Source organism: Pseudomonas fluorescens (assembly GCF_900215245.1).
GTDB classification, from domain to species: Bacteria; Pseudomonadota; Gammaproteobacteria; order Pseudomonadales; family Pseudomonadaceae; genus Aquipseudomonas; species Aquipseudomonas fluorescens.
The window spans coordinates 2,124,518-2,142,315 of the sequence record NZ_LT907842.1; the positions used below are offsets into that span (position 1 = coordinate 2,124,518).

The 17,798-nt window shown below is 54.1% G+C and carries 12 protein-coding genes; 7 read left to right on the plus strand and 5 right to left on the minus strand.

All coding sequences use genetic code 11. The features are described from left to right. The first annotated feature begins 135 nt into the window (after positions 1-135). Together CPH89_RS09975 and CPH89_RS09980 are read left to right on the plus strand one after the other, a co-directional pair. A complete protein-coding gene (locus CPH89_RS09975; RefSeq protein ID WP_053258819.1) occupies positions 136-1,449 on the plus strand; it encodes a PDDEXK-like family protein in 1,314 nt (437 codons plus the stop codon). Between the two features lie 326 nt (positions 1,450-1,775). Next, positions 1,776-2,867, plus strand: a complete 1,092-nt coding sequence (locus CPH89_RS09980; RefSeq protein WP_053258774.1) for a hypothetical protein — start codon at positions 1,776-1,778, stop codon at positions 2,865-2,867. Between the two features lie 105 nt (positions 2,868-2,972). Here CPH89_RS09980 and CPH89_RS09985 read toward each other — a convergent pair whose 3' ends face one another. Continuing rightward, positions 2,973-3,971, minus strand: coding sequence for a hypothetical protein (locus CPH89_RS09985; RefSeq protein ID WP_053258775.1), 999 nt, complete (start codon positions 3,969-3,971; stop codon positions 2,973-2,975). 710 nt (positions 3,972-4,681) lie between these two features. Here CPH89_RS09985 and CPH89_RS09990 point away from each other — a divergent pair. Next, on the plus strand, positions 4,682-7,006 hold the full coding sequence (locus tag CPH89_RS09990; RefSeq protein WP_197705435.1) for a KAP family P-loop NTPase fold protein: 2,325 nt from the start codon (positions 4,682-4,684) through the stop codon (positions 7,004-7,006). 247 nt (positions 7,007-7,253) lie between these two features. On the opposite strand, the gene CPH89_RS09995 is transcribed toward CPH89_RS09990, so the two are convergent. From CPH89_RS09995 to CPH89_RS10005, 3 genes are all read right to left on the minus strand, one after another. Next, entirely contained in the window at positions 7,254-8,519 is a 1,266-nt protein-coding gene (locus CPH89_RS09995; RefSeq protein WP_053258776.1) for an abortive infection family protein, read from the minus strand. A 217-nt stretch (positions 8,520-8,736) separates the two neighbouring features. After that, on the minus strand, positions 8,737-10,455 hold the full coding sequence (locus tag CPH89_RS10000) for a UvrD-helicase domain-containing protein (protein WP_053258777.1): 1,719 nt from the start codon (positions 10,453-10,455) through the stop codon (positions 8,737-8,739). Continuing rightward, on the minus strand, positions 10,452-12,350 hold the full coding sequence (locus CPH89_RS10005; RefSeq protein WP_053258778.1) for an ATP-dependent nuclease: 1,899 nt from the start codon (positions 12,348-12,350) through the stop codon (positions 10,452-10,454). Before CPH89_RS10005 ends, CPH89_RS10000 begins: the two co-directional genes overlap by 4 nt. 442 nt (positions 12,351-12,792) lie before the next feature. On the opposite strand from CPH89_RS10005, the gene CPH89_RS10010 reads away from it, so the two are divergent. Together CPH89_RS10010 and CPH89_RS10015 are read left to right on the plus strand one after the other, a co-directional pair. Then, positions 12,793-13,461: a hypothetical protein gene (locus CPH89_RS10010; protein WP_053258779.1), complete on the plus strand. Its 669-nt coding sequence runs from the start codon at positions 12,793-12,795 to the stop codon at positions 13,459-13,461. A gap of 536 nt (positions 13,462-13,997) precedes the next feature. Further along, positions 13,998-15,023, plus strand: a complete 1,026-nt coding sequence (locus CPH89_RS10015; RefSeq protein ID WP_053258780.1) for a beta family protein — start codon at positions 13,998-14,000, stop codon at positions 15,021-15,023. Here CPH89_RS10015 and CPH89_RS10020 read toward each other — a convergent pair. Next, positions 15,004-15,567, minus strand: a complete 564-nt coding sequence (locus CPH89_RS10020) for a sce7726 family protein (RefSeq protein ID WP_053258781.1) — start codon at positions 15,565-15,567, stop codon at positions 15,004-15,006. The genes CPH89_RS10015 and CPH89_RS10020 overlap by 20 nt on opposite strands. Before the next feature lie 491 nt (positions 15,568-16,058). Between CPH89_RS10020 and CPH89_RS10025 the strand changes: the two genes are divergently transcribed. Together CPH89_RS10025 and CPH89_RS10030 are read left to right on the plus strand one after the other, a co-directional pair. Then, positions 16,059-17,096, plus strand: coding sequence for a phage exclusion protein Lit family protein (locus tag CPH89_RS10025; protein WP_053258782.1), 1,038 nt, complete (start codon positions 16,059-16,061; stop codon positions 17,094-17,096). 6 nt (positions 17,097-17,102) lie between these two features. Continuing rightward, on the plus strand, positions 17,103-17,726 hold the full coding sequence (locus CPH89_RS10030; RefSeq protein ID WP_053258783.1) for a hypothetical protein: 624 nt from the start codon (positions 17,103-17,105) through the stop codon (positions 17,724-17,726). Positions 17,727-17,798: the final 72 nt, after the last annotated feature.

Genomic DNA, 17,798 nt, shown 5'->3' on the forward strand with positions numbered 1-17,798 from the left:
ACTGGATTTGTGTTGACTTGAGGGTGGGTCAATTCAGCGTTGGCGTTAACAGCCTGGGCTATGGAACGGATCTACTGGTCTTTGAATTGCCCCCCAGGAATTTGTGATTAGCATTTTACCAACATGGAGGTAAACGTGGAACCGGCGGAATTTTATGCATTCTTGAGGGACCCCAAGCTATTGGAGCTGATGGAGCTCAACAAAACCGTCGACGACGTTTTTGCGGTGACGACACTTCTCGAGAACCAGAACTCTGAAGTGCTTGCTTGGTGCATGAACCCCCATGAAGGCCATTCCCAAGGCGACTGGGTTATCAAGGACTTTTTGGAGGCAGCCCACGCCGCCAGCGATGGATGCACGTATGACAACCGTAAGTTTTTTGCGAAGTGGACGCCGGGGAAAATTCGCACCAGCAGCTTCGGTGCGGCATTCGTCACCCGCGAGTTCAGTATCAAAGTAGACGAAGGCACCGCCAATGGTAGGCTGGATCTGTTTCTGGTCGACCCGGCGAACAAGATTCTGGTCGCGATTGAAAACAAGGTGAAGGCATCGCTGACAGTGCAGCAGCTAGAAAAATATGTACGTGCTGTCAAGGGTCAAATCAGCAATCGTAGAGTGTTTGCCGACTACGACTTGGCTTTCATCGTGCTCGATCAGGACCTTGAGAGCTACAAGGAAAGGCAATTGCTGGAGTTGGGCAAGCGCTGGGTGCTTCTCGACTATCGATGGCTGGAAGCCTCCGCTAGCAGGGCGCGATTCCAACTGAGTCGGGGTAACAACTCCGCGCAGTTGCTGATTGCCTATTGCCAAAGCGTGACCCGATGGCAAAGCCCGACCAGCGAAAAAATCTCGGACCTTGCAGCGGATCTGGTCCTGACTCATCAGACTGTGGTCAATGCAATGCGCTCGTCGAAAGGTAAGCCGCTGAATCAGTGGATACCCGCCACCGTCCAGGGGCATCTGGGCGAGTTGACCCTGTTCGTCGTCCAGCATCGCCAAGTATGCGACAAGCTACTGAGCGTAAGGGGCGTGGCCAGCCTAACGCCCCTGTTGCTCAAGGCCATCCCGACGCTCTCAACCGAGCTGGTTGATCAAGGTATTCAATGGATCTCAATAACACCGCCGGAAACGACGGGGCTAATGCGCGATGAAGGCTGGCCGGTCTACGTCACTATCTACCGGGTGGCCAAGGTGTCTAAGCCATCGGCACCCAAATACAACGTAAGGCTGGTCTGGGATAAAAACGAATTCGATGTGGACAAGGTCAGTGAGAACGCTCTGCGGCTTCACTTGAGCAAAAGCTTCCCTGGGTTGGAGAAGTTTGCTTCCTCGCAAATGCGCCGGATCCTGTTGGCTGAGCATGTAACGCCCGTACAGGCGATCAACTCTGCCGCAAAAATCATGAAACTTCTATCTGCCCAGATATCCAATTGTCCCGGGCCGGATTAAACCGATAAGGAGGCAAATCGGGTCGAGCCCAGCTTAATTTGTCTCGCAACCTATGTATCTAAACCCTCGCCCTGACTTTAGTCCATTCGAAAATATGAAAGCACTATGCTAGACAGCACCCTAAGAGCGTGAGGTATATGCGAGCTCAAGGCCGAAGCGTCAACAACGGCCTCGATATGATCCGATACAATTACGTCGCGGCCTAAAATTGCCAATGATGCTGCATCAGGTGTTCCAGCTTGCGACGTGATGTCAAAGAAAGGGAGCGGCCGCATGTCCATCACGGCAGGAAGCGCCCAAGGCAGTGCTAATAGAAGGAGCTTTCAATGTCGGACAACGATCATTGGCGACTGTTTAATGTCGACTCGCTGGTTTATGAATTGGGGGACATCTCAATCGATGCCGAGACCTTGGACCTATTCGTGGCATCCCTCGCGTTCAAAAATTTTGACTTTGCTCCAAGGCGTTTTCCTTACGTGCGAGAGAACGTGACACGTGATCCGTCGATCTGGCAAAAGCTGGTTCAAGTCGCCCCGACGAGGTACTGGATACGTGACATCCCGGAGGCTGTGCTTGTGTTCCCTCAGACAGCTCACTGTGGCTGTATTCGAACGTATCGCTGGGATGGGGGGAAGCCCCCCTCGGTTACTGACAGGGAAAGCATTCATTGGGTAACGGTTCCAACGGAAGGCATTCTGTACAGCGCGTTAAACACACCGGCGACCATCAGTGTTTATAAGGCATGGTACGACTGGATGGATCGCACCACTCAGGAACCGACCGACTTGGCTGAGGGCCGTTTCGAGAATACCTCAGTGTCTCGCTCGCTGATTCTTTCTGGAGTGGGAACATGTCTGGCCTGCTCAAGGCCCGCAGAGGGAAGCGCACGTACCACGATAGGTTTGGGAAGTGATCATGGCGTATTGGTTCAAGTCCCTCTCTGCCCCACACACATGGAGGCAGCACGCGAGCAACCCAGCGTGCTACGGTTTCTTGAGACGATGTTCTCGATGTCGTTAAATCTGCCAGACCTTATGCGAGCAGAGGCAATTCCGGACGAGTTGATCAGTTTGCTGCATACATTGGTCGCTGAGGATCTTGGTGGAAGCGTGGGTGAGGCGACGAAGCGAAGACGTGGATGGGTGTTGATCATCCACCTGCCTGATGGGTGGCACTGGTTACTCCGACTGAACACGTTGATGGATTACGCCTACATGTTGTTCAAGCCGGGCGTTAACAAAGAAGTTTATCGCGCAGACTCAGCACCTGATCATCGGGATCTACCATTTTTCCCTGATCACGAGCACTCCAAGCCGGACAGAAAGGGGGATGTGACAGCCCCCAGTTTTCTGTATGGCAATCCGTTGCTCGATCTGAAACGTCTGCGTGACGTTGAAGCAGCTTTGAGGAGCAAATAACGAACGGCAGCGATCATGAGCTTGATCCTATCGGCACGCATGAATTGCTCGCTCGATAGCTGTCAATGAGGGTGCCCGTAGACCGCCACGGGCACCCTCACCTCTCTAGGCCTGTTTGCGGTTGTAGCCAAGCTCAGACAAGCTCTTTTCAACAGCAATCTGCATCAGGACCTGAACCTCGGCAAGCGACGTGGGGTTTTCCACTTCTTCAACACCGTTGGAGTTAACAGCAGCCCCCCAGAAACCGTTAACAATTACACCAATACCTTCGGTGTTACTGCGTTTGTCGTCCATCACAAAGAAACGCTTTTCCAGCACCGGGATTTTGAAAACAAGCGGCTCGCCATTGAGGAAATCGAGAACCCGGGAGTCTAACGTTATCTCGATACGACGTGCATTCGGATCATAGCGATCAGGGTGATAGACCCCACAAATCACTCGACCGGAGGTTGTGGGGAGAATAGCCCTGACCAAGTCGGATTTGATCGTCTCCAGCGTAGGCGAATCGTCTTGCTGCTCCGCAAAGCCATAAATAAATGCCTCCCCGCCCCACCGCCCGTCTTTCAGGCTGGAGCGCATCGTTTGGGAACCCTTGCGGAAGCGGCTTACATAGAGCCCGTCAGTAACACGGTAGCTGTAGCCCGAATCGACACGGAAACGTTCCTCCGCAACGCTTTGACCAAACACGGGCAAAGTGAAAGGCTGACCAGCTTCAGCCTTAGCGCCGTCACCCTTCGAGACATTCATAACGACGTGGTAGGAGACATCTGAGTAATGGTCGTTATTGCGTTGACCAAGGCCGTGAGGCCACTTCTCAATCTCGATGTAAAATGTGTGCCCTTCGGCGAGGACCGCGAGGACAGGGACCTTCGACCAGCTTTCAAGCCGGGCCACACTGGTTTGGAAGGCAGCCTGGTCGAACCCATTGGCCGGTTCCACGGGACCACTCTCAAGCGATGCACACAGGGAGGCGTAAGTGCGGAAGCCGAGTCCGTGCGCCAAAGCCTCATTGAGCTTTGAGCGGCTGATTTGCATAACTTTACGTGCAGCGAAGTGAATGCCGCGTGCGTACGCGTCGAACGCGGATTGCGTCGAAAATTGCATGATGCTTGCTCCATTGAATAATTTATGACCGGTCAGGCTACGAATTACACTGCCGAGAACAATGGAGTTCCAAGCTTCAAGGGTAATGCGGATAACTCATCCCACGGACTAGCTCGTAGCAGCTAAGGTAGTGAACCTGAAGCTAAAACTAGCCGATTAGTGAACGGGAAGGCAACCACCGTCAGTCGTACGCATCGGAGAGGCTGTCAAATCGAGGAGCTGAGCAGCAGCAGGGAGGGGGGAGGTTGAGCCAGGGTGGGACCATACGATTTCATGCTAGCTTGGAATGAGGAGTGTTCACCAGACGCTTGCAGCTCTCACCGAACATATTGATGATGAGCGGTTCTCAGTGGTCAGTGCTTGTCGTGGCGGCATTTCAAACACCCTTCGATCGCCTTTCGGCTACCTGCGCCGAGAACCTTAAGCGGGCCGTCCCGGGTGGCTACTTATCGAGTTAGCTGGTTTACTCTGCCAAATCGATAAGATGGCCCTGGCCGAGGGGCTTTCAGGTCGTGCATAGGGACGTTCATGCCCATTACACTCCCTGTGTTGATGGCGAAAGATTTCCTAATTTCCGGCAACCGGGCTCACACACCAAGAATCCTGGCACCCAGCATCAGCGGTGTGACTCCTGCTGTTCATGTGCTGGAGGTCCCGCTGTAGATTGCTGTGCATTGAAAGGTTAAGGAACTGGATTGGAGCTCAGGGATTTGAAAGACCTGTGGAACGTCGTGAAGCATTGGCTTGCCAACCTACGAGGGATACCGAGCGTAGTCCCTCTAGCACCACCGCCGATGGAAATAGGTACAGAGGCTCCTATCCGTACTCAGGGCGAAGACCGTCTGCGCAGAGTAGGTTATGCATCTCGCATCGCGGACGTGCTGTCGGAGCTTAGCCCTCGTGAAGGGCGGGTTTTTGCGATCCGCGGTGGCTGGGGCTTTGGCAAATCGTCCCTAAAGCACCTTGTCATTGAACAGCTTGAGGCCAGAGACAAGCACTCCAATTGGCTGGATTTCAACCCGTGGCAGTGGGGTGACGGAAACGCTATCAGCCGAGCACTTTTCGGCCAGATCGCGGACAGACTGGGCGGCGATAACTCCCAGGAAGCGCTGAAGCGAGCCGCGACCCTTCGGAAATACGGCGCGATACTGTCAGGCGGAAGTGCACCGCTCAAGCAGGCTGGAGGTTCGCAACAAAAGATTACGACGATACTCACGAATGCGTCTTTGATTTCCATTGCCTCCTCCATCGGCTTCGACTTGCCCTCGGCAGCGACGGTCGCTGGTGTTCTGGCTGGGATAGCTATTGCCATATCACTACTCGGTCGCTGGTTAAGTCACCTAGGACGGGACCGTAGTAACGAATCACTCGATCAAGTCCGCAAAGCCCTAGAGGAGCGCCTCCGCGAATTGAAACGGCCGCTAATCGTCTTTGTCGACGACATAGATCGGCTCGAACCGGACCAGATTCGAGTGCTGCTTCGTCAGGTTAAAGCCAATGCGAACCTCCCCAACATCGTTTTCGTTTTGCTGTTCCAGCCGAGCATCGTGGAGAGCGCACTGAACCCAGTAGCAGACGGGGATGGTCGAGCCTTTCTTGAGAAAATCGTCCAAGCGAGCTTCGATCTTCCCATGGTGCCAACACATATGGTGCATAGGATTTTCACTGAAAATTTGTCTCAATTGGCGAACTCCTACGCCACAGAGAAAAACGGTTTTGATCAGACCCGCTGGGGCAATGCATTAATTGGCTCCATTCAACCACGGCTTCGTAACATGCGGGATGCCCATCGGTTGGTCTCCTCCGTGGCGGTCCATTTACCGCTGCATGCGTCTGGTGATTTGCTCGAAGTGAATATCGTGGATTTCCTAGTTTTGGAAACACTTCGGGTTTTCGAGCCGGATCTGCACGAAACGATTTTTCTGGAAAAATCTCTGCTGCTGCAGGGCGGTCGGCACCTGGGAGACGGCAAAAGGCCGATAGAGGAAGCAGCCATTAAAGATCTACTCAACACCGTGACGGAGGAACGCCGCGAGCTGGCCAAGGAAACCTTAAAGCTGCTGTTCCCTCAGGTCGAGTGGGCAATGGGCGGCCCTCGTTACGACCATGGTTTTCAACAGCAATGGGCTGAAGCGAAGCAAGTGTGCAGTTCTCGATTTTTCCCGCGGTATTTCGAACTGCAGACCGCACTCGGTGAAATTTCAGAACGCCGCTTCACTCAGTTCATCAATGCAGCGCTGACGGAAGAGCAACTGGCCGCTTCGATCGCGGCAATCGAGAAAGACGGGCTGCTCCCTGCGCTCGTGGCGAGGCTCGACGAATCGGTCAATCGGCTGCCGGTCGAGAATGCTGCAGTGCTGCTTCCAGGACTATTTACCATCGCACAAAAATTCGCTGGCGATGACGGTGATCCATTTAGCTCGCCATGGGTTCGCGCATGGAGGACGACATCATGGTTTTTGAAGGCCATCCCCGAGGACAAGCGCGGTAGCCTGGCAGTCGAAGCTTTTCGGGAGACCAAAGCTTTGTCCGTGGCCGCGATCCTCGTTCATCTCAGTGACCCTGCAGATCATAAAGACAAGGCTGACTTCAAGCCTATGCTTGATGTACCGACGGTCGACGCGATGAAGGCTATCTGGTTGCAGTTGGTTCGGAGTCGAGCAGCAGACAATAACGCCCTGTTGTTAGAGCCAGACCTCGCAGCACTGCTTTATCGATGGAAGAACTACTCCGGATCGGTTGATGAGCCACGAAGGTGGTTACAGGGTTCGATCGGTACAGATCAGAAATTCACGATCATGGCCTCAAACCTGATGAGCTCTGGGACCAGCCACGTACTCGGCGATCGAGTGGGCAAAGTGCAGTACATGTTCAGCAGAGATACGATTGAAACATTCGTCGGACTAGACATCGCCATCGCACGGTGCGAGTCAATCAATCCAGCCGACTTCCCCGGTTACGAACTCCCGCTCACAACGCTGCGACGTCACCTTGAGGCCTGGGTGCAAAACAAAGACGAGCTATTGGATTGGTAAGCCCCTGCTAAGCGGCACAAAGTCGTGCCGCTTTTCACTTCTTCCTGGCGTAGTGCGTACTCACCCACTCACGTGTAGGCCGGATGTATTGGTCAACTAATCTCGGACACCGCGTTAAGTTTTTCCTCGGCCACAGCGGGCGTCAGCTCGCTGTCCGTTGATGGGTATCTGGAAGCGTCTGGCTGGAAGCAAGCAGATCAGGGCTAATGCCCTTCGGGCCCATCAAACGACTGCTCTGCCAAGCTCTTCACCTCTCCGGCTCGGAAGCTTCTCGGTATCGATGCGTTTCCGACACGAAATCGATAAATGCCACTGCTGCGGCAACCGCAAGCCGAGCATGCCTGGGCTGCAGCCCGCGATGTTGGCCGTCCTTGCCATGTCCGGTACCGTACAAACCTCTCAACTGCGTGAGATTGCTGGTCAACTGAGTGAGGTTGCGGAGGATATTCTTGATGTTTTCAGCGCCCTTAGCTGCTTCACTGACTTCGTCGGGAACCAACTGCAATGCTTTGGTAACCTTCTTTGTCAGATTGCCTAGGTCATCGGCCTTGGTGAACGGAATTTCTCGTTTCGTGAGAATGGACTTGCAGCAGCTTTCCACCAGTTCTTTGGCTGTCCCGATCGCCAATTCGGGGTCCGAATCGACTGCATATTCCAGACGTTCAATTTGCTTCGCCATCCATCCGGCGCTCAGCGCCTCGACAACAACTCTCGCTCGCATGACCGACCTGGTTGCGTTCGCTTCTGTCGAAGCGCTGCTTATCAACCGGTAGGAAAAGCGCGGGCGGCCGGCGATTTGCTGCTCCTGGTACAACTCCCAGCCGGCGTTCTGAAGTTGATCGTTGAAATGCTCAACGAGCTTAATCGCTTCTTCTCGTTGGGGGCGAACTACGGGGTGCACCGTTTCGCAGAGAAACCGGAGAAATGCCTCAGCGCTCCCATCGAAGAGGTTGAATCGGGAGTCGCTGAAGACCCAGTCATCCTCCCAGTCATCGTTGTTGTAGCGATGTTGCCAAATGTCGCCGACGGCGTCTTTGTAGCGATTGTCCGTGGAAGGGAGGGTTTCGAGCTCATACAGGCGACTCAGAAACTCAACATCATTGAGCTCCCCATACCACTTTACGTTCTCTAGACGTAGCCCATCCGTGATGTTTTGCCGCACCGATTTCGGTAGGTTGGAAGACTTCCCGGAACGCCAATCCACCTGATACTCACGTGCAGGCACGATCAGCGCCGAGTACGCGTCGCTTTGCTCGTGCTCAGTTACCGTCCTTAGCGCGGTTGTGATCCTTTCCTGGAGCGGGACCCGTTTGACCCCGAGCTTGGCGTACTCCAAAGCAGGAATGATGAAGTGGATCTCCCAATAGTTGGTTCCACCATTCCAGTTGTCGTTGCCCGTCAGTTCCGCATTCGCAGGATGACCGCGGACTACCTCCGCAGCCTCATCAGCACCCTCCGCGCGGAGAACCGCGTATACCGTCGCCAAAAGCGGCTCAATTTCGGTTTGCTCCATACGGCCCCCCAATCCAGATAACTGAGAGTCATCGTAGCTAGCAGGACGGGCCATCTGCTATCAAAAACTAGATACGTTGGTGAAAAAGCTAAACTCGAGGTATGCCCAGCAAACCAGGGGCCATTTACATGTCTTTCACTTTTCAGCCCTTTCCATACATTCCCTGAACCTGCAAGCGTGCCTTGATGCCCATCTGAGCAATGCCGTTTGATCCTGGCTACTTGCGGGCCGGAAACTCTTCAAAACCAGCGGCAATCAGATTCGGGCGAAGTGCTTTCAAGCAAGTATGTGGCACGGCCAGCCAGAACAGGTTCCGCGCTCTGGTCACCGCGACATAGCCGATGCGACCTTCCTCGGTAAGGGTGCCGGCAAGCAAGGCGTCAACGTTCGGCTTTTTGGTTACGTACAGAACCGCACCGATAGACTCGCCCTTCACCTGGTGGATGGTTTCCACTCTAATCCCGGGGGCCCGATCCTTCTCCTCTACCGCACCAGTTAGGGGAAGATCCAACAACCCGGTTTTAGCCAGCTTGTTGCCCAGCTTGCCTGCAGCCTTCAACCCAAATTGCCCTTCGGTGGTCGAGAGAAGCTTTTTGATATTGGTCAGTAATTGGGGATGCCACTCGGTTTTAGCCAAAAGCGTAGATGAAGGTAGCCCGGCCTCAGCGTCGCGGATGAAACCCCAAAGCAGTCGTCTAAGCCCAAACATCCATGCATCCTGCGGGGCACCCTGAAGGTGAGTGCTGAGGCCATGAGGTGGCTTCTCCATCAAACCCTCCACCGCTCGGCACACAAGCTTGAAGCAATCTTGATAGCGGCCTTGCTGGTCTCGGAGCAATGCTGCTTTGGTGAAAAGAGCGACCGTACCTTGACCTGGGGGAGCAGCTTTGCCGGATAGCACTGCCTCCCGGTCAGTCCCCCGGCTGAGGATCACCGCATCTTGATATTGCATGCCCAAGTCATCAATTTGCGCTTTGAACGATTCAAAAAGCTTAGGAAGCTCGGAGTCCTTGTATCCGACGAAGTACGCCCCCCCGTTTTCAGGCTCCCGATCGGCCTCATCCTCGCGGCCACAGAGTGAATTAGCGATGCTGATGATTGGAGGCAGTGAACGATAATTGCGCGAGAGCTTGTAGTCGTTCACCCCCGCACGATTGTAATAGGTGCTCAGGAATGAACCGTCAGCTCCTGCGAAGCCGTAAATGCCCTGGTTTACGTCACCGATGAGCGAGACTTGAACTCCAGCCTTGATGAGCAATTCCAAAATAGCCTGATGCAAGGTGCCCAGATCCTGGGACTCATCGACCAAAATCTGCGGGTAGCGGGCGGCAAGCGCTCGCAAGACTGCTGGTTGCCCGATCAACGTACGGTACACCCAATACCGGCCAAGCTCGTGCGTGTAGGCCCCAATGCGGCCCAGGCGCCTGATCGCATCTAACGCCTTAGCGGCATCGAGCTTCACCAAATCATCGAGGGTACCGGTAAAGAAGTAGAAGTTCCCATGCTCCAGCCCCACTTTGACGTCCTTGATGTGGGTCGGACGTCCTTCCTCAGGCCAGTATTTAAAGTTTGCTAGAAACGGCTCGGTACCGGATACAAGGTACGCAGCTTGGTCTGAGGACATTGTTCGGTAAGCGTGGGGACGCAGCACATGCTGGGTGAAGAAGCCGTCTAGCGTGTCCACTTCCACGCGTTTGCGGTTGGCATCATCTGGAAGGTCTGAAGCGAGCTGGGCGTAGCCTTTGTTGAAGGTATTGACCGCAACATTCGAGAACGACAAAAGTACAACCCGCCCCCGACTATTTTCCATTTTTTGCCGGACGGCAATCAGCCGCCTGATCGCTGTGGACGTCTTGCCGCTACCGGCGCAGGCTGTAACAGCGATAGGTCCAAGAGGCGCATTGATTATTTCCTTCTGCTCATCGGAGAGCTTCATGGCTTGATCGCTCCCTGACAGACATGCTCAATCGCTTTGCGGAGATAGTCAGGTACTTCGCACTTTGGCGTGCTGGCAATCTGTTCAGCCAAAGCCTGGGCAAACCGCCCCTTTTGCAGATTACCGCTACTCGCTTTACGCTCGAACATGCCACAAAACAGCGCCTTTGCCTTCGCAGTGTTGTCTGGCTGAGCATCGACGATCTTGCGTAGCGCTGCCGAAATGATCGGATGAGGGTCAGCCAAGGCCTTGAGCATCGAGTCGCGGTTCGCCTCAAGCAATGCAAGGTCGTATTCCAGCGTTTTCAAACCGTGGAACACTTTGACGAAAGCGTCTTCCGACTCCTTCATCTTGACGGTGTTGCTCGATAGCCTCACTTCATCTCCCAGCGACGGATAGACTTCTTTCCGTTTTAGCTTCTTCTTTTTCTTGGCAGGCTCAGCTAACGGATCATCCGCGTCAGGACCATCGACGACAGGGGCATCCGTTTCTTCGAGATACGCAGCCTCGGCGAGAATGTCTTCGATGTCGCCTGCATCCAGCGCTCCTTCCGCAAGCTCGTTGGCCTCTTCCTCCTCGAAAGGATCGGCGTCGGTTACGACGGCAACCGGGATCCGAAGTCCGTTTTCACCGAACAAGGGTAGGAAAGAATCGAAATTGAGTCCTTCGACACTGATCAGGCTAACCCCGAACTCTCGCAGGTCCAGCCCCATGAGCGTTGCCAGAGCATCGACGAGCATGAGCTCGGCGGCGCCTTCCACAAATATTACCCGGCGAGCAAAAAAAAGTTCGGCTCGGGTTACGTCCAGATAGCGCTCCAGCTTTTCGCGTTTGCCCTTACCGAACTTGATGTCGCGCGGGAAGAAGGTCTCTACGCCGGCATCGTCGTTCTCAACCAAACACACCAGGGATTCGAGCTTGGAGTTGCTGGCAAAATTAGGGGAGTGACTAGTGACGAACAACTGCACCGCCTTTTCACCTTCGCTCGTTGGCACGCCTGCGAGGTAGCGCAACAACACGCGCTGCAGCTGAGGATGCAAATGGGCTTCCGGCTCTTCAACAATCAAGCTGCGATACGCGGCGTCCGGATTCTTGGCCAGCTCGCTTAGCACTACCGCCATGAAAATCAGGTTGTTGAAACCCAGGCCATTCTGCTCAATGTCCATTGCTTGAGCCGTGAGGGAGAGCCGAGCAGATAAACGTTGAAAGTCCGTCGCGCTAAGCCCAACAGCGAGTGTCTGTGCCAATTGATCGCCCATCATCAGGCCGTGTCGGGACGAAATCGCGGTATGGGTGTTCTGGATCGCTTCGGTCTGTTGGAGCTTTTCGTCCAGTTCCTTCAATGCTTGGTTAATCGCGTCACGGCCAGGTTCATCCGTGAGCAAGTGAAGCAGGTGTGCCAGCTGGCTGTTGCGGCTGGGTCGAAGTCCCTGAGCGGCATCTCGTAGGGGTTGGAGATAAACGCCCCTAAGGTTTTCCATCATGTCTGAGGTAAGCGCCACATCTTGATGATCGCCACACCAACGCTTGACCCTGAAGCGTCCTGTCTGATCTGCGTCGGTATATCGGACGTGGATATGGGCGTCCATGGTCTCATCAGCAGCGGGCTTGAGCGCAGCGATAAAGTCCGCTTCATCATCGTGGCTTAAATCACGAAAGACAAAATGGAAGGAAATGTCACCACCCGGCTCGCCCTCAAGCGGACGGTGCCGGTCGGCGATATCAAGGCGGGGATACGGTTCGTCATGACCGGCGAGAAGGGTCCGAAGCGCATCCACTACAGCGCTTTTGCCAACATTGTTTGGACCTACCAGCACATTCAATCCAGGCTGAAATTTCAGCTTGGCGTCACGTAGCTTGCGGAAATTCTTAATAGTCAGCTCAGCGAGGTACATGAAAGTCTCCATCCGTGTTGTGCGGATAAGAGCCTATATGAGCTGAAGTGCGCAATAGGGCTTCCTCTCTACGACTTCCAAGGTCCGATATAGATGAAGGCGATCGTGCCCTAAGGCGCAAAAAAAGGATGCTACCCCCACCTCGCATGCCCCTCTTCCCACACCCTACACCCAGCAGCACGGCGAGCACACTGAGTACGCCCAGCACAACTGAGCACCGAAAATAAAAAATAAAATCATGAAATTCATAAAGTTATAAATATTTTATGCGCGATATCGCGCAATTCGATTATCTGAACTAGCCTCATATCAGGAATTTGAGTGGTCTGTAACGTTCATTCACGTGCATAGAAATGCGCGATATGAGCGTGTAATGACGGTTTGCCATCGTCAACAGATGCCCTGAAACTGGACTCAACAGAAAACAGATAAGGGCTGCACAATGGCCAACGCAAAACAGTCAGTAAAACGCCGCTTAACGATGGCGGAACGTGCCCAGCAACTGATGCTGGTCCACTTTCCCAACATTCCCGATGCGTTGAAATGGACGCGAAAAACCCACGACGGCTTTAGCACGATTCCACGAACCCTGCCCATTGCCATGCAGATTATTGACGCCGACTCGAAGGGGCAGCCTGCCGGGCACGTGCTGTTTTGCCTATGGGCGCGTATGCCCGATCATCCGGTCATAACGATCGAGAACCCCAGCACGTTTGCGGCTGAAGCCGGGTTTCTCGGGGAACGGGCCGTGGACACCTGGCGTCGCCGGATGAAGAAGCTCCGGGAGCTAAACTTCATCATGACCAAGCCTGGCGCATCCGGTGAATTTCATTACGTGATGCTCACTAATCCTAACGCTGCGGTCGAGTGGATGCGCGGCCACGGCAAGGTTCAGGATGGCCTTTATAGCCGCTTCATCGAGCGACTTCCTGAGATCGGTGCCTATGGCGACATAGAAGCGCTCCATGCCTATTGGGCTGCGCTCAAAGAAGCGGAAAGGGTGGCTGCTGAAGTTGCTAAGCAGGCATCGAGCCCCTCCGTATTGGACGAGCCGGCACCCGCTCCACCAACCAAACCAAAGCGGACCAGGAGGACGAATGCTAATGCGTAGGAGAGAACGGGGCGCTAAGTGCTAATCACCCACCTCGGCGCCCTCAAAAATAAAGTCCTGGACTAACTGAGGGTCGAATCTGACTGGTCAGGGATGTGGTGGTGCAACGCTTAGCTGATCGATACAACCTAGAGGAGGCCGAAAATGCAGTTACTAAGGAGAAGAGTCGCGGGCGCCGAGTGCCAATCCACCCACCTCGGCGCCCTCAAAAATAAAGCCCTGGACCAGCTGAGGGTCGAGTCTTGACTGGTCAGGGCTGTGGTGGTGCAAGGTTAGGGGGGACTAGACGTCGCAAGGAGTCTAGCACCCCTTTTATCTTTTCAGAGCGGGGAGAAGGCCTTTGAACTCTCACAGACTGAATCGCCACTGACTTCCTAGACACATCCCGAGCGCCAAAGTCAGGACTGGAAGTATCTAGAAATCACTTACGATTTAGACTGCACAATGAAATTGTCATTATCGGGATCCAATCGGAGTAGGATGGATTTTGGTGGCAACTGGCCACCTACTTCCGACATGTCTGCCAAGGAGGCGTAATGGGCCAATACTCGAATCACCCTCGATACATCCCGGTTATCAAATGGCAAAAATACGAGCAACTCGCGCTTAATAAGATCGATGCGGCCTTGTTGCCGCGGGTGAAGCCGTGCATCGAGGTCCGTACGAGCGATCAGCACACGAATCTCGTGAAGAACCTACATACAATCTGGCCGCATGAAACGTACGTGGATTACTCCAATCCTAGTGGCGATCTGACTGCTCCGCGTCAAGCTGAGCTGATGGCCTTTCTCCAAGTTGCTGCAGCTACGCAGCTGCCGGTGTCCCCGGTTATCAGTCCAGCGTACCTCGCAGGTCTAGGGGCTCCGTTTCTGCAGGCCACGGCCGCTTTACCATCGGTAGCCATTCGTATTCGCCTGAGTTCTTTTCAGTTGAACCCGCAGTTGTTTCAACTGGTGACCGGTAGCTTGGCGATCCTCAAGGCGGCAGGGAGTAACGCTGAGCTATTTGTTGATCTCGGGGTCAGCCCTAAGGGCTGGGCTCCTGCTGACGTCCAGGCTTTCGGGGTGACCGTGCAATTGTTGTCCGGGATTGGGTATTCCAGCGTCCATTTGATTTCCGGCGCCTTCCCCGCAAGCCTCGCATCCGTAAAAACGGGATCCGGGAAATTCGATCGAAACGACTGGAAGTTTTGGGAGGCGCTCTCCGCCAGCGTGCCTGCGCTCAAGATCGGATACGGAGATTACGGCACGCTGTCACCGGAATGGTCCGAGCAGATTTTGGAGCGGCGGAGCAACAGTATTGCGATTCGCTATACGCGAGATGACAACTGGCTGATTCTGCGTGCCGCAGGAAAGACTGCTCCTGACTCTGTGGCTCTCTCCCAGATCTTGGTGAACAACTATCCCGATTTCAAAGGCAAAGGGTATTCGTTCGGAGATGACCTACTTGAGCAACGCGCGGATCCGAATGTTGCGCTTAAGCTGAAGAAGTGTGGCCATTACCACATCACGGAAGCCTGGAGTCACCACATCGCGTATGTGCTCAAAGAGCAGTATCGGTAAATCCGGCAGCTCTTTCGACCATCGCCTGCTTTACCCTCTCTCGGAGTCGCTTGATTGGCACCAGCTCAGCGACCTTGGCCTGAATCACGTAGAGGCTTTTACTCTTAAAGCCTCGCGTGATGCCTTCCTCGGCAAGAATCCTGAGCGCCTCTTCGCGCTTAAGCAAAGTGACTAGAACCTCTGGCTCATGGGTCTTGTTCTGCTTGGCTTTCCGAACCTGGCGCAGAGCGCGCCCCGATTCTTTGGGAACGACGATAACGCCCCACCATAGTGGGAGCATCGGCATCGCCTTAACCAAGTGACATTCGGCCGTGACCAGAGTCACTTGGTCGAACGCCCTGCCGTAGCGCGACCCTTGTCCGATGAGACGTTTAAGAGAGTCGCCTTCGCTCTTGATCTCATAGCAATGCATGTCCGAAACCTGAACGAGGTCAGCCCGAATCTCACCGCCGTTGATTTCCACCTCTTCGAGAAAATGCAGAGGCACAGATGCCGCCCGGGAAAGGTGATCGGTGAGAGCCAGCTTGATTTCGGTTTCGCGCATACCTAATCCTTAGAAAACGCGCAATGATGCCCTATTTGATGCCTTGCTGCGTCGAGCTTCCGACAATGTGTCGAGCCCGTTTACGAAAGCCTCTGCAATCACGCCATATTTGGTGCGTAAATTTACATAGCCCTACCCGCCAGATTACTTCAGAACTGCGGACCTATTTCTGAGACGGGCCTGGAAACCCGAGCATCCATCGCAAAGGTCAATCGGATCAACCAGTCTTAGGTGTATCGAAATCTCTTTTGTGAGCCCGAGCGATTGAGTAGAACACTTCAGTCTCTACGTAAATATGCAGATCTGGACCTAGGGTTGCCAATAGCAGTTGTACCAGATTCCTGCGGTTGCATCGTGTTGATGGATGCAATCAGCGAGATCAGAGGGCTGAAGCAAAGACCACGCAAAGCGTCTGGCTGATCTACTTTTTGCGCATGACCGCGCTACCGTGGGAAGATAGCACTTCGGAGGCGCGTTAGAGGAGGTTGCATATGCAAGACGCAAAAGCTCTCATAACCGTTAAATCCGCTTACGGAAGCCTGCAGGCTGCCGGCTTCCCCAAGTCCTTCGTGGACCGGATGCTGCCCGAGTGGTGGGACAATAGCCTGCTGAAAACCAGCGCCGGTGCTCTCCAGTTCGCCCTCATTTTGAAGCAACGCTTAGGGTTGGACATCTTCTTTGGTCAAGACGGCCAATTAGCAATAAACACCCAGGCACCTCAGGCAAGCTTCAAGCATCGATCAGACACCTCCGCTGACGAGCTCAACGTCTCCGCAGCGCTTGGTATTGCATTAGCGCGCATTGCCGTCCGGGCGACGCGGAATCAGTATATTGAGCTACCTCGTGATCCTCGGGCCATCTATGCCATGGCTCGCGACACGTGCGGCAGCGCCAACATGGGGTTTGAGGGATTACTCAATCTCTGCTGGGCTCACGGCATACCCGTATTATTCCTCAAAGATTTGCCCAAAAAGACCAAGCGTATGGCGGGGATGGCCGCTATTGTTGGTGGCCGTCCAGCCATCTTGCTGGGGTACGACTACGCGCAGCATACCAAACAACTTTTTGTCCTTGCTCACGAGCTTGCCCACATCGTGTGTGGACATGTGGGGGACAACGGCGCACTGATCGATGAGGAAATCACGCAGGTCGTCGTTGGTCTGGAAGGGCGCGCTCAATCTCAGCGTGATGCACAAGAAAGCGAAGCAGACGATCTCGCCCTCTTGATGATCCGCAACGGCAATATGGATGTGGTGAATCAGTTTTCTCGAGCGTCCTCTGCAGTTGCTCTAGCAGCTCAGGCGATTGCTTTAGGCAAAAATACTGGCATCGATCAGGGCCATCTCATTTTATCCTACGCAAAACTGCATGATGACTGGATGAGGGCAAACCAGGCACTGAACTTCATCGAACAGCGCGTCGATGCTGTCGCATTGGTGAAGGAAAAATTCATCGCCAACGTGGATCTTGACTCAATCAGTAATGAAAGTGCACAGCACTTGCTGACGATGCAGGGCTTTCAAGGATGATTGCATTTGTACCTGCTCGATAGCGATGCCGCCCGCAAGCTTTGCCAGTACGAGCTGATTGAAGAGCTGATCGTATTGCTAGGGTGCGCCATGACAGATGTGGCAGTGCTTCCTCAACTGAAGTTTCAATTGTGGCTTACCAATGACGCCAAGGCACTGGAAAAACTGGGTACGGCGAATGCTGTGGATCTAGCAAGGCGGCTAGTTTCGTCAGCTCAAGAAGTTGAAGTCTCTGCCACGGGTGCCAACCCGCTGCTTGAACTGAATCGTCCTGATATCGACAGCGGCGAGGCTACGCTGTTTGCGGCGCTCGGTGAGCGCTCGGATTCGTCCCTGGTCAGTGGCGACAAAAGAGCGTTCATTGCGCTATCGAAGGTGGATGGTATACCGCTGATCGATGGGTTGTGGGCGAGGATGTTATGCCTTGAAGAGGCTTTGTTGTGGCTAGCAAGCGATGGTGATTTTCCTACTGTATCGGAGAGAGTTCGCAATCGAGCGGATGTCGACACATCCATCGGAATCTCATTTGGTCGAAGCGCTCCAGCGGCAAAGCATGCCGTGATAGATGCTCTGCAAAGCTATATAGATCACCTAAGACAACAGACAAACGGGAAATACATTCCTCGGTAAATCATTGGCTCGGAGGCCTGAGTCAGCAGCCTGGAAGCCTATTGCGTTTGTGCGAATGCAACCTATCGATAT